The sequence below is a fragment of the Streptomyces sp. NBC_01463 genome, assembly GCA_036227345.1.
GTDB lineage: Bacteria > Actinomycetota > Actinomycetes > Streptomycetales > Streptomycetaceae > Streptomyces.
In genome coordinates, this window is sequence record CP109468.1 from 3,556,575 (window position 1) to 3,576,304 (window position 19,730).

Genomic DNA, 19,730 nt, shown 5'->3' on the forward strand with positions numbered 1-19,730 from the left:
CGGCAGGGTCGGCGCAACCCGGCCGCACGGCTTGGCTCAGTCGAGCGGCTTGAACGTGTCGAACGCCGTCTTGCGCAGCGTCCGGCACTCCTTGGCGTCCCATGCGTCGGCCGGGCAGCTGATCATGATCGCGTATCCGTGACCGGCGTCGACCTTGAAGCCGCGGTTGATCACCCGTACCCGCTGGCCCTGCTGCGTACGCTCGAACTGCCAGTCGGCGACGGTCGGGTAGCCGTTGTACTGGACCTTGTTTATGCCGAGGTGGTGGTAGTTGTTGCTGGTGCCGGCGACGGCGGCCCGGGCCGCGTTCCACGCGGCCGCGGCATCGCCGCCGGGCGAACGGGTGTAGTCGACCTGGATACGGGGGAAGCCGCCGCTGACGTTGTATATGGCACCGGAGTTGGCGCCCGCCGTCTTGTCGAAGCGGAAGTTCCCGGGCATCGCCATGGAGAAGTGGAACTGCTTGTTCTCCACCGCCCGGAAGCCGGCCGGCACGGCGTCGTCCGAGCCCTTGTCCTTCGCGTCGTCCGAGCCCTTGCCCGAGTCGTCGTCCGCGCCCTGGCCGCCGCCCTTGGCGTCGTCGTCCTCGCCCTTGCCCTGTTCCTTGCCGCTGCCCTGCTCCGTGTCGGCGGAGGACCCGGTGCCGCTGCCGGCGGAGGACCCGGCCGAGGCGGACGCGCCGTCCTTGACCTTGCCCGCGTTGTCGGAACCCTTGTCGTCCCCGCCGAGCGTGAGCGCGAGGACCGTGGCGAGCACGGCGAGCACGATGACGGCCGCGATGATCGCCAGCGTGCGGCGCGGCACCACGTCCGTGAGCGAGGCCCGGGGGGTGACCGGCGAGGTGGCCGGACGCGGCGGCGGTACGGCCCCCGAGGGGGAGGCCGTGGCCGTCGCCGGAGCCTTGGCGGGCCGGGCCGGGGCGGCGGAACCGGCGGCGACACCCGCGCCCGCGGCCGGTGCCGCCTTCGCGTTCCGCACCGAGCGCAGGGCCCCGCGCAGCCGGTCGCGGCCGCCCTCGCCCGTCTCCCCGGACTTCCGGGCGGACTTGGGCGTGGCGTCGGCGACGTTCTTGGGGATCGCCATCACCTGGGTGGCGTCGGCGGGCGGCGGCACCGGGACGTCAGGCTGCTCCGGGGCGTTGATGACGTCGGTGAGCAGGGCGCGCGCGCCCGCGTCGTCGAGCCGCTGCTCCGGATCCCGGGCGAGCAGCCCGTAGATGACCTCCTCCAGCGGGCCCGCGTTCTTCGGCGGGTCCAGCGGTTCGGTCATCACGGCGGTCAGGGTCGCGATCGCGGACCCCTTGTCGTAGGGCGGGCAGCCCTCCACGCTCGCGTACAGCAGTCCGCCGAGCGACCACAGGTCGGCGGGCGGTCCCGGCTTGTGCCCGCGGGCCCGCTCGGGCGAGATGTACGAAGGGGCGCCGACGAGCATGCCGGTGGAGGTGACGGACGGGTCGCCCTCGACCTGGGCGATCCCGAAGTCGGTCAGCACGACCCGGCCGTCCTCGGAGATCAGCACGTTGGACGGCTTCACATCGCGGTGCAGGATGCCCTCGCGGTGCGCCGAGCGCAGCACGTCGAGGATGGCGAGACCGACCTCCGCCGCGCGGCGCGGCGTCAGGACGCCGTCCTCGCGCACCGCTTCGGCCAGCGACTTGCCCTCGATGAGTTCCATGACGATCCACGGCCGGTCGTCCTCGTCGACCACGTCGTAGACGGTGACCGCGCCGTTGTTGCGGATCCGGGCGATCGCCTTGGCCTCGCGCAGCGTACGCGTGATGAGCCGGCGCTTCTCGTCGTCGTCGATGGCCGAGGGGAACCGCAGTTCCTTGACCGCGACCGTGCGGCCCAGCGTCTCGTCGACGGCGCGCCAGACGGTCCCCATACCGCCCCGGCCGAGTACCTCCCCGAGCCGGTATCGCCCCGAAAGGAGGCGTCCGTCCTTGTCCCGTTGGGGCTCCCGTGCCTGCTCCGCCTCCGACATGCGTCCCCTCTGCGATCAACCCGCCCTGGCAGAGCGTTCATTGTCCCTCACCCCGGGACCGGTCCTGGTGCCGGGTCCGGGGACCGTGATGACGGGGCCGGAGGAAGCGATTCCTGTCGGCCCGTACCGGGGAGGGCGCTGCCGCGCCGTGTCCTTGAACCCCTGCCCAGCGAACCACATCTCACGCCGGGCACTCCCCTGCCTACCACGGCCCGTCGTCCACAGCGCCGCTCCGAACCGCCGTATTCCCGGCGGCGGTCCGCCGTCCCGTCCCGCGCCGGAAGGCGGCCGGAGGGAAGCGGACGGCGGACCGCCGCCGTCCGGCCGAGGGAGCCTAGATGGGCACGATGTCCGGTGCTCCCAGCCGTGCCGCGTCCGCCGTCAGGTCGTCGGGCTGGCGCTGCGACTCCCGTTCCGCCTCCACCCGCTTCTCGTAGTGCGTGACCTCCCGGTCGATCTGGCCCTTGTCCCAGCCGAGCACCGGCGCCATCAGCTCGGCGCAGAGCCGGGCGGAGCGGGTGCCCCGGTCGAAGGTCTCGATGGAGATCCGGGTGCGCCGGGTCAGGACGTCGTCGAGGTGGCGGGCGCCCTCGTGCGAGGCGGCGTACACGATCTCGGCCTTCAGGTAGTCGTCGGCGGAGGGCAGCGGTTCGCCCATCACCGGATCGGCGACGATCAGCTCCAGGATCTCCTCGGTCATGGAGCCGTACCGGTTCAGCAGGTGCTCCACCCGGGCGACATGCAGGCCGGTCCTGGCGGCGATCCTGGCCCGCGCGTTCCACAGGGCGCGGTAGCCCTCGGCGCCCAGCAGCGGGATGTCCTCCGTGACGCACTCCGCGACCCGCTGGTCCAGGCCGTGCACCGCCTCGTCGACGGCGTCCTTGGCCATCACCCGGTACGTCGTGTACTTCCCGCCCGCGACGACGACGAGGCCCGGCAGCGGATGCGCCACCGTGTGCTCGCGCGACAGCTTGCTCGTCGCGTCCGACTCACCGGCCAGCAGCGGCCGCAGTCCCGCGTAGACCCCCTGGACGTCGTCCCGGGTCAGCGGGGTGGCCAGCACCGAGTTGACGTGTTCGAGCAGGTAGTCGATGTCCGCGCTGGACGCGGCGGGGTGCGCCTTGTCGAGGTCCCAGTCGGTGTCCGTCGTCCCGACGATCCAGTGCCGCCCCCACGGGATGACGAAGAGCACGGACTTCTCGGTCCGCAGGATCAGGCCGGTGGAGGAGTGGATGCGGTCCTTCGGGACGACGAGATGGATGCCCTTGGAAGCCCGTACGTGGAACTGGCCGCGCTCGCCGATCAGCGCCTGGGTGTCGTCCGTCCAGACGCCGCTGGAGTTGACCACCTGTTTGGCCCTGATCTCGTAGCTGTCACCCGCCTCGACGTCCTCCACCCGAACGCCGACGACCCGTTCGCCCTCACGGAGGAAGGCGGTCACCCTCGCCCGGTTCGCCACATGCGCGCCGTATCCGGCGGCGGTCCGCACGAGCGTCGCCGTGTGACGGGCGTCGTCCACCTGGGCGTCGTAGTACTGCAGGGCCCCCACCAGGGCGTCCCGCTTGAGCGCCGGCGCGACCCGCAGGGCCCGGCGGCGGGAGAGGTGCCGGTGCACGGGCAGTCCGCGGCCGTGCCCGGACGACACCGACATCGCGTCGTACAGCGCGACGCCCGCGCCGGCGTAGAGCCGCTCCCAGCCCTTGTGCTGCAACGGGTACAGGAACGGCACCGGCTTCACCAGGTGCGGGGCGAGCCGCTCCAGCAGCAGCCCGCGCTCCTTCAGCGCCTCGCGGACGAGCCCGAAGTCGAGCATCTCCAGATAGCGCAGCCCGCCGTGGATCAGCTTGCTCGACCTGCTCGACGTGCCGGACGCCCAGTCGCGGGCCTCGACCAGCCCGGTCGAGAGCCCTCTGGTCACCGCGTCCAGCGCCGTCCCGGCGCCGACCACCCCCGCCCCCACGACCAGCACGTCCAGTTCGCGCTCGGCCATCGCGGCGAGCGCCTCGGTGCGCTCCGCGGGTCCCAGTGTCGCTGTCCTCACTGCTGCCTCCCGGTAGATCGGGGTGGTCCGGCACGGGGATGCGGTCCGGCCGCGGGGCCGGGCCCGTGCCCACCTCTCGATTCTGTCCGCGCTCCGCGACTTCAGCCACCGCCTGTGGACAACACCCGGACGACAAGGGCCACACAATGCGACATATAGGTCATATTTACGCCTAGTCTGACATTGCGCTGTCCCCAGCAGTTGCGCTTTCTGTCCTCATGGTCTTAGGGAAGGACGGCCACCCACGTGCCTGCAGACCTCGCCGTCATCGGACTCGGTCACCTCGGCCTGCCCCTCGCCCAAGCCGCCGTCGCAGCCGGCATCCAGACCGTCGGCTACGACACCGACCCGCGCGCCTTCGCGGAGCTCTCCGCGGGCCGCACCCCCGTCGAGGGGCCGCTCACCGCGTCCGACATCCGCCGGATGCTCTCCGGCGGCTTCCGCCCCACCACCAACCAGGCCGAGCTGGGCCGGGTCCGTACCGCCGTGATCTGCGCGCCCACCCCCCTCGGCCCCGACCGCACCCTCGACCTCACCGGTGTGGGCGACGCGGCCCGCGCCCTGGCCGCCCGGCTGCGCCCGCACACCACCGTGCTGCTGGAATCACCCGTCCACCCCGGCACCACCGAGAACTTCCTGCTCCCCCTCCTCGAAGAGGGCTCGGGCCTGCGCGGCGGACGCGACTTCCACCTCGCCTACTCCCCCACCAGGGTCGACCCCGGCAACCGCACCCACGTCTACGCCAACACCCCCAAGGTGATCGGCGGTCTCACCCCGGCCTGCACCGAATCGGCCGCGGCCTTCTACAGCCGCCTCACCGACAAGGTCGTCCGCGCCCGCGGCCCGCGCGAGGCCGAGATGACGAAGGTCCTGGAGACCAACTTCCGGCACGTCAACATCGCCCTGGTCAACGAGATGGCGGTGCTCTGCCACGACCTCGGCGTCGACCTGTGGGACGTCATCCGGTGCGCCGAGACCAAGCCCTTCGGCTTCCAGCCCTTCCGCCCCGGGCCCGGCGTCGGCGGCCACGGCGTCCCGGTCGACCCGGGCTACCTCCCGTACAACAGCCGCACCCCCGGACACCCCCTGCGGATGGTCTCGCTCGCGCAGGAGATCAACGACCGGATGCCGCAGTACGTGATCCAGCGCTCGGCCACCCTCCTCAACGAGCACGGCAAGTCCGTCCGGGGCGCCCGGATCCTCCTCCTCGGCGTCACCTACAAGCCGGACCTCGCCGACCAGGAGGCCTCCCCCGCCCGGGAGATCGCCACCCGGCTGATGGACATGGGGGCGCAGATCGGCTACCACGATCCGCACGTCCTGGACTGGCGCGTGCGCGAACTCCCGGTCCCACGTGCCGATTCGCTCTACGAGGCGGCCTCCAGTGCGGATCTGACGGTGCTGCTCCAGCACCACCGCACCTACGACCTCCAGGGCCTGGCCGTGAAGGCGCAGCTCCTCCTGGACACCCGTGGCGCGACCCCGGCGGGAGCCGCGCACCGGCTCTGATCGCAGTCCCCCCAAGGATTCCGGTGGGTCATTGTCGGAACCGACTGCTAGCCTGCGGCGTCACTCATCGCACACCAGTGCGCCACAGTCCCAGGGGGAACCCACCATGAGCACGCCCGTACCACCGCCGAACCAGCCGTACGACGGCCAGCCGCAGGCCGGCAACCCGTATGCCGCCCAGCCCGGCCAGCCCGGCGCCCCGACCGGCAACCCGTTCGCGGGCCAGCAGCCGGTCGGCGCCCCCTTCGGCGGCGGCGCACCGTTCGCTCCGGTGGCACCGGCGCGCAACAACGTGGGTCTCGGTATAGCCGCCGCCGTCGTCGCGGCGGTCGTCGCGGCGGCCATCTACGGCGCGATCATCGGCGCGACGAAGCACGAGATCGGCTACGCGGCCGTGGGTGTCGGCTTCGTGGTGGGCTTCGCCTCGGGCAAGGTCGGCGGCCGGAACCCGATCCTGCCGGTCCTGAGTGTCGTCCTCTCGCTGATCGCCGTCTACTTCGGCCAGTTGCTCGGCGAGGCCATGATCGCGGCGAAGGAGCTCCCCGTCACGGTCTCCGAGCTGTTCTTCGACCACTTCAGCCTGCTGAACGAGGCGTGGAAGGCCGACTCGGACTTCATCTCGTACCTCTTCTTCGCCGTCGCGGCGGTCGCCGCGTTCTCCGGCGCCAAGAAGGCTGCCGACTAGTCGCTGACGACACGCAGGAAACACGGAAGGGCCCGGACCGCGATCGCGGTCCGGGCCCTTCCGTGTGTGCTGAGCGCTCAGCGGCGGTGCTGCGAGTCCGCCACCGTCACCTCGACGCGCTGGAACTCCTTGAGGTCGCTGTACCCTGTCGTCGCCATCGCCCGGCGCAGCGCGCCGAAGATGTTCATCGAGCCGTCGGGGGTGTGCGAGGGACCGGTGAGGACCTCCTCCGTCGTACCGACGGAGCCGAGGTCGACCAGCTTGCCGCGCGGCACGTCCTCGTGGACGGCCTCCATGCCCCAGTGCCGGCCGCGGCCCGGGGCGTCCGTCGCGCGGGCGAGCGGGGAGCCCATCATCACGGCGTCCGCACCGCAGGCGATGGCCTTCGGCAGGTCGCCGGACCAGCCGACGCCGCCGTCCGCGATCACGTGCACGTACCGGCCGCCGGACTCGTCCATGTAGTCGCGGCGGGCCCCGGCCACGTCGGCGACCGCGGTCGCCATCGGGACCTGGATGCCGAAGACGTTGCGCGTGGTGTGCGCGGCGCCACCGCCGAAGCCGACGAGGACACCGGCCGCGCCCGTGCGCATCAGGTGCAGGGCCGCGGTGTACGTGGCGCAGCCGCCGACGATGACCGGGACGTCCAGCTCGTAGATGAACTGCTTCAGGTTGAGCGGCTCGGCAGCGCCCGAGACGTGCTCGGCGGAGACCGTCGTACCGCGGATGACGAAGATGTCCACGCCCGCGTCGACGACGGCCTTCGAGAACTGGGCGGTGCGCTGCGGGGAGAGCGCGGCGGCGGTGACGACACCGGAGTCGCGCACCTCCTTGATGCGCTGCCCGATCAGCTCCTCCTGGATGGGGGCGGAGTAGATCTCCTGGAGTCGGCGGGTCGCGGACTCGACGGGCATCTCGGCGATCTCGTCGAGGAGCGGCTGCGGGTCGGCGTGCCGGGTCCACAGGCCTTCCAGGTTGAGCACGCCGAGGCCGCCGAGCTCACCGATGCGGATGGCGTGCTGCGGGGAGACGACGGAGTCCATGGGAGCGGCCAGGAACGGCAGCTCGAAGCGGTAGGCGTCGATCTGCCAGGCGATCGAGACCTCCTTCGGGTCGCGGGTCCGGCGGCTCGGGACGACGGCGATGTCGTCGAATGCGTATGCCCGGCGGCCGCGCTTGCCGCGCCCGATCTCGATCTCAGTCACGATGGTGTGGCCTTTCCCTCTACGTCTGCGCTGTCCAGTATCCCCGACACATGAGGGAGGGGCGGTTCCGGGAACCCCGGACCGCCCCTCACCTGCGCTGTCGCGTTACTTCCTGCTGTAGTTCGGTGCTTCGACCGTCATCTGGATGTCGTGCGGGTGGCTCTCCTTGAGACCCGCCGAGGTGATCCGCACGAAGCGGCCCTTGCTCTCCATCTCGTCGACGGAGGCGGCGCCCACGTACCCCATCGTCTGGCGGAGACCGCCGACGAGCTGGTGCAGCACGTTGGCCAGCGGGCCCCGGTAGGGCACCTGGCCCTCGATGCCCTCGGGGACGAGCTTGTCGTCGGAGGACACCTCGGCCTGGAAGTAGCGGTCCTTGGAGTACGAGCGGCCCTGGCCGCGGGACTGCATCGCACCCAGCGAACCCATGCCGCGGTACGACTTGAACTGCTTGCCGTTGATGAAGAGCAGCTCGCCCGGGGACTCCTCGCAGCCCGCGAGCAGCGAGCCGAGCATCACGCTGTCGGCACCGGCGGCGAGCGCCTTGCCGATGTCGCCGGAGTACTGCAGGCCGCCGTCACCGATGACCGGGACGCCCGCGGCACGGGCCGCGAGGGCGGCCTCGTAGATCGCGGTGACCTGCGGGACGCCGATGCCGGCGACCACGCGGGTGGTGCAGATCGAGCCGGGACCGACGCCCACCTTGACGCCGTCCACGCCGGCGTCGATCAGGGCCTGGGCGCCGTCGCGGGTCGCGACGTTGCCGCCGATGACGTCCACGTCGACGGCCGACTTGATCTTCGCCATCCAGTTGAGGGCGTTGCTGTTGTGACCGTGCGAGGTGTCGACGATCAGGAAGTCCACACCGGCCCCGGCCAGCGCCTGGGCGCGGTCCAGCGCCTCCGGGCTGGCGCCGACGGCGGCGCCGACGAGCAGCCGGCCCTCGGCGTCCTTGGCCGCGCCCGGGTACTGCTCGGCCTTCTTGAAGTCCTTGACCGTGATGAGGCCCTTGAGGATGCCCGCCTCGTCGACCAGCGGAAGCTTCTCGATCTTGTGGCGGCGCAGCAGCTCCATGGCGTCCACGCCGGAGATGCCGACGCGGCCGGTGACCAGCGGCATCGGCGTCATGACCTCGCGCACCTGGCGCGAGCGGTCCGACTCGAAGGCCATGTCGCGGTTGGTGACGATGCCGAGCAGCTTGCCCGCCGGGTCGGTGACCGGGACGCCGCTGATGCGGAACTTCGCACACAGCGCGTCGGCCTCGCCGAGCGTGGCGTCCGGGCCGACCGTGATCGGGTCGGTGACCATGCCGGACTCGGACCGCTTCACCAGGTCGACCTGGTTGACCTGGTCCTCGACCGAGAGATTGCGGTGCAGTACGCCGACGCCGCCCTGCCGGGCCATGGCGATGGCCATCCGGGCCTCGGTGACCTTGTCCATCGCGGCGGACAGCAGCGGGATGTTCACCCGCACGTTCCGCGAGATGAGCGTCGAGGTGTCGACCGCGTTGGGCAGCACTTCAGATGCGCCCGGCAGCAGCAGCACGTCGTCGTATGTCAGCCCGAGTGTCGCGAATTTCTCGGGCACTCCGTCGACGTTTGCAGTCATGACACCTTCCCCAAATGGCCTTGATCGGTGCGGATGTCCATGCTAACGGCCTCCGGGGGTGTCTCATTCCATGAACAAGATCACCGGGAGGTTCTGTAGCTTCCTACGGCACGGACAGGTGTCCCGTTCACTGTTCCGCGAGGGCCCGCAGCCGACTCAGCGCGCGGTGCTGGGCGACCCGGACCGCACCCGGCGACATGCCGAGCATCTGTCCGGTCTCCTCGGCGGTGAGCCCCACGGCGACGCGCAGGACCAGCAGCTCGCGCTGGTTCTCCGGGAGGTTGGCGAGGAGCTTCTTGGCCCAGGCCGCATCGCTGCTGAGCAGCGCGCGCTCCTCGGGCCCGAGCGAGTCGTCCGGCCGCTCCGGCATCTCGTCGGAGGGCACGGCGGTCGATCCCGGGTGCCGCATCGCGGCGCGCTGGAGATCGGCCACCTTGTGGCCGGCGATGGCGAAGACGAAGGCCTCGAAGGGTCTGCCGGTGTCCTTGTAGCGCGGCAGGGCCATCAGCACCGCGACGCAGACCTCCTGCGCCAGGTCCTCCACGAAGTGGCGCGCGTCACCGGGCAGCCGGTTCAGCCGGGACCTGCAGTAGCGCAGCGCGAGGGGGTGGACGTGGGCCAGCAGATCATGGGTGGCCTGCGCGTCGCCCTCGACGGCACGATGCACCAGAGCACCGATCACCGTCGTTCCGTCGTCGCGCATCGAACCATGGTGCCCCGGTGCCGCGTCATCCGCGGCACCGCGTCCGTAGTTGTGCACCGAAGCGTTATGAGCGGGTGCGCCGGAAGTCATGTCCTGCGCCCTCCCCTTCCGCTCGACCGAATCGTTCCCGAGGAACTCCACGTCTCAAGGATGCGTCATCGGCCGGGAAGCGTCACATGCCGCCGGGGCGGCGGGCTGTGCGGGCGGGGGACGACGTGTGCCGCACCCCTCGCCCGGGTCGCCCCGTCCGCCGGCGTGCGGACGGGGTGTGGATCGGCGGCCGCCGGTCACGGCCGCACCTCAGAAGCTGTCGCGTGACCTGGGAACGGGCCGCCTCTCAGCGGACCAGGCCCCAGCGGAAACCGAGCGCGACGGCGTGCGCGCGGTCCGAGGCGCCGAGCTTCTTGAACAGCCGCCTGGCGTGCGTCTTCACCGTGTCCTCGGAGAGGAACAGCTCGCGGCCGATCTCCGCGTTGGAGCGGCCGTGGCTCATCCCTTCGAGCACCTGGATCTCGCGCGCCGTGAGCGTGGGCGCCGCACCCATCTCGGCCGACCGCAGCCGGCGCGGGGCGAGCCGCCACGTCGGATCGGCCAGGGCCTGGGTGACGGTCGCCCGGAGCTCCGCCCGGGAGGCGTCCTTGTGCAGATATCCGCGGGCCCCGGCGGCGACCGCGAGCGCGACACCGTCCAGGTCCTCGGCGACGGTCAGCATGATGATCCTCGCGCCGGGGTCGGCGGAGAGCAGCCGACGGACGGTCTCCACACCACCCAGACCGGGCATGCGTACGTCCATGAGAATCAGATCCGAACGGTCGGCGCCCCAGCGGCGGAGGACTTCCTCACCGTTGGCCGCGGTCGTCACACGTTCGACGCCGGGCACGGTCGCGACCGCGCGACGGAGCGCTTCTCGGGCAAGCGGGGAGTCGTCGCAGACGAGGACGGATGTCATGACCGTCCTCCGCAGCTGATGCGCGTCACCTTGGGCCTCCAGGCTGTAACAAGTCGTCACCTGTGCGGTTGACGCTCTCGGACATCTGCCCGATCGCTTTTTCTGCCAACCGCCTCCGCACTCTCAACGATGGTCACTCGAAAGAGTTACGGGTCGGAAGGCCGAGTTCGGCACTCTACGTGAGGGAGCGAGCACGGAGGAGAGCGCCACGAGTCGTCCAGCTGTCAACCGAAACTTCTCATGAACGTATGCCCCATTTAGCGGGTTTTCTTCCCTTTTGCTGGTGTCTGTGGCTAGATTCGCAATCAGTCATATTTACATCTACTAACACCGTAGATGTACGGTCATGGGCACGGTCACCGACGGACGACCACGACGTTTCCGACACAGCATGGTTTCGAGGGGACAAGCAATGGCAGATTTCTCCCGCCTTCCCGGACCCAACGCCGATCTGTGGGACTGGCAGCTGCTGGCGGCCTGCCGAGGGGTCGACAGCTCACTGTTCTTCCACCCCGAGGGGGAACGCGGAGCCGCCCGGAGCGCCCGCGAGACCTCCGCGAAAGAGGTCTGCATGCGATGCCCGGTACGCGCCGAGTGCGCCGCGCACGCACTGGCGGTACGCGAGCCCTACGGGGTGTGGGGCGGACTGACCGAGGACGAACGCGAGGAGCTCATGGGACGGGCCCGCAACCGGCTGATCACCGCGGCGGCACCGGCCTCACCGCCGGGACACGGCTGAACCGGCCGCACACCAGCACAGGCGAAACGTTTCTTCACTTCACGTTTCCCCACACCGGACCCGACGGCCCGCTGCGGGACCGCTCAGCGGGTGGCCGCCCGGGACAGCTGGTCCAGGGTGGCCGCCACGGCCGGGACCTGGGCCAGGTCGGGCAGGGTCAGCGCGACGATCTCGCGCTCGATGGCCGGCTCCACCGCGACGGTCCTGGCCCCCCTGGGGCGTACCGACTCGATCGCCAGCGCCGGCAGCACGGCGACCCCCAGACCCGCGCCGACCAGACCGATCACCGCCGGGTAGTCGTCGGTGGCGAAGTCGATCCGCGGGGTGAAGCCGGACTCCTCGCAGACCTCCACCAGCTGCCGGCGGCAGCGGGGGCAGCCGGCGATCCACGACTCGGCGGCGAGTTCGCCGATGCCGACCTCGTCCCGGTCCGCGAGCCCGTGCCCCTCGGGCACCAGGCCGATCAGCCGGTCGGTGAGCAGGGGACGCACCACCAGGTCGTCCCACTCGGTGCCCGGCGTGCCGTAGCGGAAGGCCAGCGCGATGTCGCAGTCGCCGTCGCGCAGCATCTCCACCGAGCGGGGCGGCTCGGCCTCGACCAGGGAGACCCGGGTGCCGGGGTGGTCCGCCCGGAGCGCGGCGAGGGCGCCGGGGACCAGGGTCGAGCTGCCGCTGGGGAAGGAGACCAGGCGGACCCGGCCGGCCCGCAGCCCGGCGATCGCGGCGACCTCCTCCTCGGCGGCGGTGAGCCCGGCGAGGATGCCCGAGGCGTGGCGCACGAGCGCCTCTCCGGCCTGTGTCAGCCGCATCTCGCGTCCGGTGCGGATGAGCAGCGTGGTGCCCGCGGAGGACTCCAGCGCCTTCATCTGCTGGCTCACGGCGGGCTGGGTGCAGCCCAGCTCGCGGGCGGCGGCGGAGAAGGAACCGGTGCCGGCCACGGCGCGCAGGACTCGGAGATGACGGGCCTCGATCACTCTTCGAATATAAGCGAATCTTGGGTCGGCTGCGAATTATCAGCATGTGACTTTCAGCCGGACGCTGTGGCCGGAAGTCGCTAGCGTGCGGGCATGAACGCGATGAGAGTGCTGACGGTGAACACGGGCCGGCCCGTGGCGGTGCCCTACACCGACTCCAAGGAGGGCCTGACCGGGATCGACAAGCGGCCCGTCGAGGGACTCGTGCGGGTCGCGGACCCCGGTCCCGAGGGCGTCGGCGGCAGCGCACTGGCCGGGGACGCGGTCTGCGATCTGCGCCACCACGGCGGCTCGAACCAGGCCGTGTACGCCTTCGCCCGCGAGGACCTCGACACCTGGGAGCGAGAACTGGGCCGCCCGGTCCGCAACGGCTGGTTCGGCGAGAACCTGACCACGGCCGGGGTGGCGGTCGGCCAGGCGCTGATCGGCGAGCGCTGGCGGGTCGGTGCCGAGCTGGTCCTGGAGGTCACGTCCGGCCGGATCCCGTGCCGTACGTTCGCGGGCCACGTCGGCGAGGAGCGCTGGATCAAGAGGTACACGCGGACGGCCGTTCCCGGGGCGTACTTCCGGGTGATCACGCCGGGCGGCATCCGGGCGGGCGACCCGGTCGAGATCGTGCACCGGCCGGACCACGAGGTGACGGTGGAGCTGCAGTTCCGGGCCGTGACCACACAGCGGGAACTGCTGCCGCTGCTGCTCACGGCCGGTGCGGCCCTGCATCCCGAGGCGCTGCGCAGGGCGCGTGCGTACGTGGCCCGTCAGGGGTGAGCGGGGAGCGGCGGGCGGGTCGCGGGGAGGTGCGGGCCTGGCACTAACGTGCCGCGTATGACGACTGCACTGATTACGGGCGCGACCGCGGGCATCGGGGCCGCCTTCGCGCGCCGGCTCGCGGCCGGGGGACACAACCTCGTGCTGGTGGCCCGCGACACCGACCGGCTGCGGGACCAGGCCACCGAACTGCACGACCGGCACGGCATCGAGGCCGAGGTGCTGACCGCCGACCTGTCCACGGACGAGGGGATCGCCGCCGTCGAGGCGCGGCTGGCCGACCGCAGGGAGTCGGTCGATCTGCTGGTCAACAACGCCGGCTTCGGCAACAAGGGCCGCTATCTGGACGTGCCCATGGCGGACGAGCTGGCGATGCTGAAGGTCCACTGCGAGGCGGTACTGCGGCTGACGTCGGCGGCCGCGGCGGGCATGAAGGAGCGCGGCCGGGGCGGCATCGTGAACGTGGCCTCGGTGGCGGCGTTCGTGCCGCGCGGCACGTACGGGGCGTCCAAGGCGTGGGTGGTCCAGTTCAGCCAGGGCGCGGCCAAGGACCTGGCCGGCTCGGGTGTGCGGATGATGGCGCTGTGCCCCGGCTTCGTCCGGACCGAGTTCCACCAGCGGGCCGGGATGGGCACCGGCAACATCCCGGGCTGGATGTGGCTCGACGCCGACAAGCTGGTGGCCGCGGCCCTGGCGGACCTGGCGCGCGGCAAGTCGGTCTCGGTGCCGGACCCGCGGTACAAGGCGCTGATGGGCCTGGTGAAGCTGACGCCGCGCGGTCTGCTCGGCGGAATGACCTCCAGGACGGGCCGCAAGTACGGGCCCCAGTAGGCAGGACTCCCGCGGCGGGCCCCGCGCGAACGGACCCCGGCGCACGGCCGACCCCCGCGGAGCCGCTCCGGTGTGATCGAATGATCGGAACAGTACCCTGTTCGATCATCCGCTGCCCGATCATCCGCCTGAGGGGGCCGTCACCGTGCGCGAAGGTGCCGCTGAACGTCATGACCGACTGCTGAACCTGGTACGCGAACGGGGCAGCGTCCGCGTCTCCGACCTGGCGGAGCGGCTCGGCGTCGCCCCGGTCACCGCGCGCCGCGACGTCGAGGCTCTCGCGGCGCGCGGCCTGCTGGACCGGGTGCACGGTTCGGTCTCCTGGCCGGCCGAGCGGGGGCTGTCCGGCACCCCCGCGGGCGGCGGTCCGGTCATCGGGATGCTGGCGCCGGCGGCCGTGTACTACTTCGCCGAGGTGATCCGCGGCGCGCACGAGGCGGCCGCCCGGCTCGGTGCCCGGCTGATCCTGCGGGTCACCGACTACCGGCCGGAGGACGACGCCTCCCACGCCGCCGGGCTGCTCGCCGCCGGCGCGCAGGGGCTGCTGCTGGCCCCGAGCTGGACGGAGCCGGGCCATCCGGCCGCATTCAGCGACTGGATCGCCCGGCTGCCCGTGGAGAAGGTCATGGTGGAGCGGACCGGTGCGCCCGGCGGTCCGCTGGAGGGCCTGGACCGGGTCTGCTCGGACCACGCGTACGGCGTGCTGCTCGCCGTACGGCACCTGGTGGGGCTCGGCCACGGGGCCCCGCTGCTGATCGCCCGGGCGGACAGCCCCACCGCCCAGGCGGTGCGGGCCGGGTACGCGCGGGCGCTGGCCGTGCTGGGGCTGCGGGCGCCGGGGCCGGTGATCGAGTCCTCGTCGGACGAACGCGATCCGGAGCTGTTCGAGCGGGCCGCGCAGGCGGTGCGGGACGCGGTGCGGCGGGGGCGGGCGACCGCGGCGCTGATGCACAACGACGAGGACGCGATCCGGATGGTGCGGCGGCTGGCCGAGCTGGGCGTCCGGGTGCCCGGGGACCTGTCCCTGATCACCTACGACGACGAGGTGGCGGCGCTCGCCGACACCCCGCTCACCGCAGTCGCGCCGCCCAAGCGAGAGGTCGGCCGGCGTGCGGCGGAGCTGCTCGTGGAGCGGCTGGCGGGGCGGCGCGAGGGTGGTCCCGACGATCTGGTGGCGCGGCGTCACGTGGCGCTGCTGCCCGCCCTGCGGGTCCGCGAGTCGTGCGGCCGGCCCGCGACACCGCCGACGGTCTCCGGCGAGAACGACGGCGGCTGAATCCGCCCCACGAGCCGCACCCCCTTCATCCCCTTTTGACATGACTCGCCACTCCCTCGTTCGATCATTTTTCGATCATTCAATCTTTCGCTCTTGACTTCGCTCACGAGGGATCGAAACATCACGGCCACTGCCTGTTCCCGCACGTACAGGAGCCACTCCGTGAGCCGCAGCTGGTCCCGTCCCATCCATGCACTGGTCGGTGCCGTCACCGCCGTCGCCGTCCTGACGGCGTGCGGCGGTGGCGGTGGCGGCCGCTCCCCCGCCCGTGGCACCGCCGAGCACCCCGTGACCGTCTCCTTCTGGGCCTGGACCAAGGGGTCGCAGGAAGTGGTGGACGCGTTCAACGCGAGCCACGACACGATCAAGGTCAAGTTCGAGGAGATACCCTCCGGCGGCCTCGGCGGCTATCCCAAGATCGCCAACGCCGTGAAGGCGGGCATCGCGCCCGACCTGCTCTCCATCGAGTACCCGCAGCTCTCCGCGTTCGTCAGCCAGGGCTCGCTCCAGGACATCAGCAGTTACCTGACCGACGACATCAAGAAGAAGTTCCTGCCGCAGACGATCGAGATGACGACGCTCGGCGGGAAGAACTGGGCGGTGCCGTTCGACGCGTCGCCGCAGGTCTTCTACTACCGCAAGGACTTCTTCACCGAGCACCACATCACGCTGCCGAAGACCTGGGACGACTTCCGGACCGCCGCCGCGCAGGTGAAGAAGGCCTCGCCGAAGACCAGGATCGCCACCTTCTTCCCCGACGACCCGACGTTCTTCCAGGCCATGGCCTGGCAGGCCGGAGCCCAGTGGTTCCGGGCCGGCAAGGACGCCTGGCAGGTCGACACGACCGACCCCGCCTCGCAGCGCACGGCGGAGTACTGGCAGGGGCTGATCGACGACAAGCTGGTCAGCACCGCATCCTCGTTCAGCCCGGAGTGGACCAGCTCCCTCAAGCAGGGCACCACGGTCGGCTACCTCGGCGCCTCCTGGGGCGCCGGTGTCCTCGCGGGCATCGTGCCCGAGGAGAAGGGGAAGTGGGCCGCCATGGAGCTGCCGTCCTGGGAGGCGGACAAGCCGGCCAGCGGCATGATCGGCGGCTCCACCTTCGCGGTGAGCAAGAACAGCACCAAGACGGCCGCCGCCGTCGAGTTCGCCCTGTGGATGTCCACGCACGAGGACGCCATCAAGGCCCGGATCGGCGCGAGCACGTCGAGCGCGCTGCCCGCGTCGCCCGCGATGGTGCCGATCGCCCGCAAGGCGTTCGACACGAGCTTCTACGGCGGCCAGGACCTGTACGGCCTGTTCACCCGGGCCGGGGCCTCCATCGGCCCCGACTGGATCTGGGGCCCGAGCCCCGGCGCCACCAACTCCGCACTCGGCGACGAACTCGGCGAGGTCGTCGGCGGCAGCTCCACCCTCCCGCACGCCATCCGGACCGCCCATGACGCCACCGTCGCCGATCTGAAGAAGCGCGGTCTGAAGGTCGAGGAGCCCTCATGAGCACGCCCCCCAACTCCGGTACCCGCACCGGCGGGCTGAGCGCGAAGGCCCGCACCCGGATCGCGGCCGGCACCTTCCTCACCCCGTTCTTCGTCCTGTTCACCGTCGCGATGATCGTCCCGGTCTGTTACGCGCTCTGGCTGAGCCTCTTCACGGAGAAGCAGTCCGGGCTGGGCTTCGACGGCCCCCGTACGGTCTTCGACGGGCTCGGCAACTACGCCGCCGCCCTCGGCGACCAGGCCTTCCGCGACGGCTTCTGGGTGCTGCTGGGCTACTGCGCCTTCTACATCCCGCTGATGGCGGGCGGCGCCATCGTGCTGGCGCTGCTGCTGGACACGGCCCTGGCCCGCGCCCGGCGCTTCTTCCAGCTGGCGCTCTTCCTGCCGCACGCCATCCCCGGTCTGATCGCCGCGCTGATCTGGATCTACCTCTACACGCCGCAGCTCAGCCCGGTCGTCAAGGCGATGGAGGCCGGCGGGATCGGCTTCGACTTCTTCTCGTCCGACGGCACGCTGCCCTCCATCGTCAACATCGCGCTGTGGGAGTGGCTCGGCTACAACGTGGTGATCTTCTACGCCGCACTGCAGGCCGTCGACCGGTCGTTGCTGGAGGCCGCGACCGTGGACGGCGCGGGGAACTGGCGGATCGCGTTCTCCATCAAACTCCCGCTGATCCGTTCCTCGTTGGTGATGGTGCTGCTGTTCACCATCATCGGCTCGCTCCAGCTGTTCACCGAGCCGCTGATCCTCAGCCGGGGCTCCGGCTCGGCCGTGACCAGCACCTGGACCCCGAACATGTACGCCTACAGCGCCGCCTTCGAACGCAACGACTACGGTCTCGCCGCCGCGGCGTCCGTACTCATCGCGCTCGTCGCCGCCGCGCTCTCCTTCGCCGTCACCCGCTTCACCAACCGCAAGGAGGCACGGGCATGACCTCCCCCGTCATGATCGATCCGGCCGCCCCGGCCGCCCGCCCTGCCGACCGCGCCCGCGACCGCGCCGCCGCCGGCCCGGCCGGCCCCCGGTCCAACCGCTGGCTGTCGAAGACCGCGGTCAACGGCGTCCTCGTCATCGCCGCCGTCTACACGCTCTTCCCGCTGATCTGGCTGGTCACCGCGGCGACCAAGGACGCCGGAAACCTGCTGGGCGGCGACGTCTTCTCCTTCGAGGGCTTCAACCTCGGCAGCAACCTCACCTCCCTGTCCACGTATCAGGACGGCATCTACTTCCGCTGGTACGGAAACTCCCTGCTGTACGCGGGCGTCGGGGCCCTCGGCTGTTCCCTGATCAGCGTCGCGGCCGGGTACGCCTTCGACAAGTACCGCTTCAAGGGCAAGGAGAAGCTGTTCGCCCTGGTGCTGCTGGGTGTCCTGCTGCCCTCCACCGCGCTGTCCCTGCCGCTGTACCTGCTGGCCGTCAAGACGGGAACCGTCAACACCTACTGGGCGGTGCTGATCCCGGCGCTGGTCAACCCGTTCGGCGTGTACCTCTCGCGGATCTTCAGCGCGGGATACATACCGGACGAGGTCCTGGAGGCCGCCCGTATCGACGGTGCGGGCGAGATGCGCACCTTCTGGTCGGTGGGTCTGCGCATGGTCATGCCCGGCTTCGTGACCGTCTTCCTCTTCCAGTTCACCGCCATCTGGAACAACTTCTTCCTCCCCCTGGTCATGCTCTCGGACAAGAAGCTCTATCCGCTGAGCCTGGGCCTCTACAACTGGCACAGCACCGCCAACGCCGACCCGAGCTTCTACCCCATGGTCGTCACCGGCTCCCTCCTGGCCGTCACCCCGCTGATCATCGCCTTCGTCACCCTGCAACGTCACTGGAAGGCCGGCCTCACCGCCGGCAGCGTCAAGTGACCTCCGAGGAGCCCGGGTTCCACCATGCACGACACCACTGACAACCGGCCCGCCGCGCTCCTGGCCATGGGGCCGGGGATCGCGGGGCGGCTGCTCACCCCCGGCCGGCGGGACCGGCTGACCGGTCTCGTCCGCACCGATCCCGCGCTCGTCGCCCACCACCTGCCCGACCCGTCCCCGGCGGTGACCGCCGCGCTCGCCGGGGCCGAGGTGCTGCTGACCTGCTGGGGCGCACCCCCGCTCACCGAGGCCGTGCTGGACGCGGCGCCCCGGCTGCGGGCGGTCGTCCACGCGGCGGGCAGCGTCAAGCACCACGTCACCGACGCCTGCTGGGACCGCGGCATCCAGGTCACCTCGGTGGCCGCGGCGAACGCCCGCCCGGTCGCCGAGTACACGCTGGCCGCGATCCTCTTCGCGGGCAAGAACGTCCTGGGCAGCGCCCGCCGCTACCGCGAACTGCGGGCACCGCACGACTGGCGGGAGGAGCTGGACGGCTGGGGCAACCACGGCCGTACGGTGGGCATCGTCGGCGCCTCCCGCACCGGGCGCCGGATCATCGAACTGCTGCGGCCGTTCGACTTCGAGGTCCTGCTGTACGACCCGTACCTGTCCCCCGCCTCCGCGACCCGGCTCGGCGTCGAACCGGTGGCACTGGACGAACTCTGCGCGCGCAGCGGGATCGTGTCCGTCCACGCACCCGAACTCCCGGCCACCCGCCACATGATCGGCGCCGCGCAGCTGGCGGCGATGGCGGACGGCGCGACGCTGATCAACACCGCCCGGGGTTCGCTCGTCGACGAGGACGCACTGCTCCCCGAGCTGACGAGCGGGCGGCTGCACGCGGTCCTGGACGTGACGGACCCCGAACTGCCGCCGGCCGCCTCGCCGCTGTACGACCTGCCGAACGTGCTGCTGACCCCGCACATCGCGGGTTCGCTCGGCAACGAACTGCACCGGATGGCGGACCATGCCCTGGACGAACTGGAACGCTTCGCGACCGGCCGCCCGTTCGCGGACCCGGTACACGGGGACGCGTTGTCGCGCTCGGCGTGAGGCGGGGGACGAAAGGAGGCCCTCCGGGCATCCTCAGCCCCTCCAGCGTTT

The 19,730-nt window shown here is 71.2% G+C and carries 17 protein-coding genes; 10 read left to right on the forward strand and 7 right to left on the reverse strand.

Annotated elements, in window-relative coordinates:
• Positions 1-36 precede the first annotated feature (36 nt).
• Together OG521_15525 and OG521_15530 are read right to left on the reverse strand one after the other, a co-directional pair.
• Positions 37-1,983 carry a serine/threonine protein kinase gene (locus OG521_15525; protein ID WUW22130.1) on the reverse strand — a complete coding sequence of 649 codons (1,947 nt, stop codon included), beginning with the start codon at positions 1,981-1,983 and terminating at the stop codon, positions 37-39.
• A gap of 334 nt (positions 1,984-2,317) precedes the next feature.
• Positions 2,318-4,024 (reverse strand): glycerol-3-phosphate dehydrogenase/oxidase, encoded by a 1,707-nt coding sequence (locus tag OG521_15530; protein WUW22131.1) that lies wholly within the window; start codon positions 4,022-4,024, stop codon positions 2,318-2,320.
• 246 nt (positions 4,025-4,270) lie between these two features.
• Between OG521_15530 and OG521_15535 the strand changes: the two genes are divergently transcribed.
• Both OG521_15535 and OG521_15540 read left to right on the forward strand, forming a co-directional pair.
• Entirely contained in the window at positions 4,271-5,533 is a 1,263-nt protein-coding gene (locus OG521_15535) for a nucleotide sugar dehydrogenase (GenBank protein ID WUW22132.1), read from the forward strand.
• Between the two features lie 106 nt (positions 5,534-5,639).
• A complete protein-coding gene (locus tag OG521_15540; GenBank protein ID WUW22133.1) occupies positions 5,640-6,218 on the forward strand; it encodes a hypothetical protein in 579 nt (192 codons plus the stop codon).
• Between the two features lie 77 nt (positions 6,219-6,295).
• On the opposite strand, the gene OG521_15545 is transcribed toward OG521_15540, so the two are convergent.
• The 4 genes from OG521_15545 to OG521_15560 all read right to left on the reverse strand — a co-directional run bounded on the left by OG521_15545 (position 6,296) and on the right by OG521_15560 (position 10,680).
• Positions 6,296-7,420, reverse strand: coding sequence for a GuaB3 family IMP dehydrogenase-related protein (locus tag OG521_15545; protein WUW22134.1), 1,125 nt, complete (start codon positions 7,418-7,420; stop codon positions 6,296-6,298).
• Positions 7,421-7,525: 105 nt separating this feature from the next.
• Positions 7,526-9,028: an IMP dehydrogenase gene (gene guaB / locus OG521_15550; GenBank protein ID WUW22135.1), complete on the reverse strand. Its 1,503-nt coding sequence runs from the start codon at positions 9,026-9,028 to the stop codon at positions 7,526-7,528.
• Between the two features lie 127 nt (positions 9,029-9,155).
• On the reverse strand, positions 9,156-9,731 hold the full coding sequence (locus OG521_15555; protein ID WUW22136.1) for a sigma-70 family RNA polymerase sigma factor: 576 nt from the start codon (positions 9,729-9,731) through the stop codon (positions 9,156-9,158).
• 337 nt (positions 9,732-10,068) lie between these two features.
• A complete protein-coding gene (locus tag OG521_15560; GenBank protein WUW22137.1) occupies positions 10,069-10,680 on the reverse strand; it encodes a response regulator transcription factor in 612 nt (203 codons plus the stop codon).
• Positions 10,681-11,092: 412 nt separating this feature from the next.
• Between OG521_15560 and OG521_15565 the strand changes: the two genes are divergently transcribed.
• A complete protein-coding gene (locus OG521_15565) occupies positions 11,093-11,419 on the forward strand; it encodes a WhiB family transcriptional regulator (GenBank protein WUW22138.1) in 327 nt (108 codons plus the stop codon).
• A gap of 83 nt (positions 11,420-11,502) precedes the next feature.
• Here the strand turns inward: OG521_15565 and OG521_15570 are convergent, their stop codons facing one another.
• Entirely contained in the window at positions 11,503-12,393 is an 891-nt protein-coding gene (locus OG521_15570; protein ID WUW22139.1) for a LysR family transcriptional regulator, read from the reverse strand.
• A 93-nt stretch (positions 12,394-12,486) separates the two neighbouring features.
• Here OG521_15570 and OG521_15575 point away from each other — a divergent pair, with 93 nt between their 5' ends.
• From OG521_15575 to OG521_15605, 7 genes are all read left to right on the forward strand, one after another.
• A complete protein-coding gene (locus tag OG521_15575; GenBank protein WUW22140.1) occupies positions 12,487-13,161 on the forward strand; it encodes an MOSC domain-containing protein in 675 nt (224 codons plus the stop codon).
• Positions 13,162-13,218: 57 nt separating this feature from the next.
• Entirely contained in the window at positions 13,219-13,992 is a 774-nt protein-coding gene (locus OG521_15580) for an SDR family oxidoreductase (protein ID WUW22141.1), read from the forward strand.
• A 145-nt stretch (positions 13,993-14,137) separates the two neighbouring features.
• Positions 14,138-15,268: a substrate-binding domain-containing protein gene (locus OG521_15585; GenBank protein ID WUW22142.1), complete on the forward strand. Its 1,131-nt coding sequence runs from the start codon at positions 14,138-14,140 to the stop codon at positions 15,266-15,268.
• A gap of 162 nt (positions 15,269-15,430) precedes the next feature.
• A complete protein-coding gene (locus OG521_15590; GenBank protein ID WUW22143.1) occupies positions 15,431-16,765 on the forward strand; it encodes a sugar ABC transporter substrate-binding protein in 1,335 nt (444 codons plus the stop codon).
• Positions 16,762-17,697 (forward strand): sugar ABC transporter permease, encoded by a 936-nt coding sequence (locus OG521_15595; GenBank protein ID WUW22144.1) that lies wholly within the window; start codon positions 16,762-16,764, stop codon positions 17,695-17,697. The genes OG521_15590 and OG521_15595 overlap by 4 nt, the downstream gene beginning before the upstream one ends.
• Positions 17,694-18,626, forward strand: coding sequence for a carbohydrate ABC transporter permease (locus OG521_15600; protein ID WUW22145.1), 933 nt, complete (start codon positions 17,694-17,696; stop codon positions 18,624-18,626). The genes OG521_15595 and OG521_15600 overlap by 4 nt, the downstream gene beginning before the upstream one ends.
• 24 nt (positions 18,627-18,650) lie before the next feature.
• The gene (locus OG521_15605; GenBank protein ID WUW22146.1) at positions 18,651-19,679 is read left to right on the forward strand and encodes a hydroxyacid dehydrogenase; all 1,029 of its coding nucleotides are present in this window, start codon (positions 18,651-18,653) and stop codon (positions 19,677-19,679) included.
• The last annotated feature ends 51 nt before the right edge of the window (positions 19,680-19,730 follow it).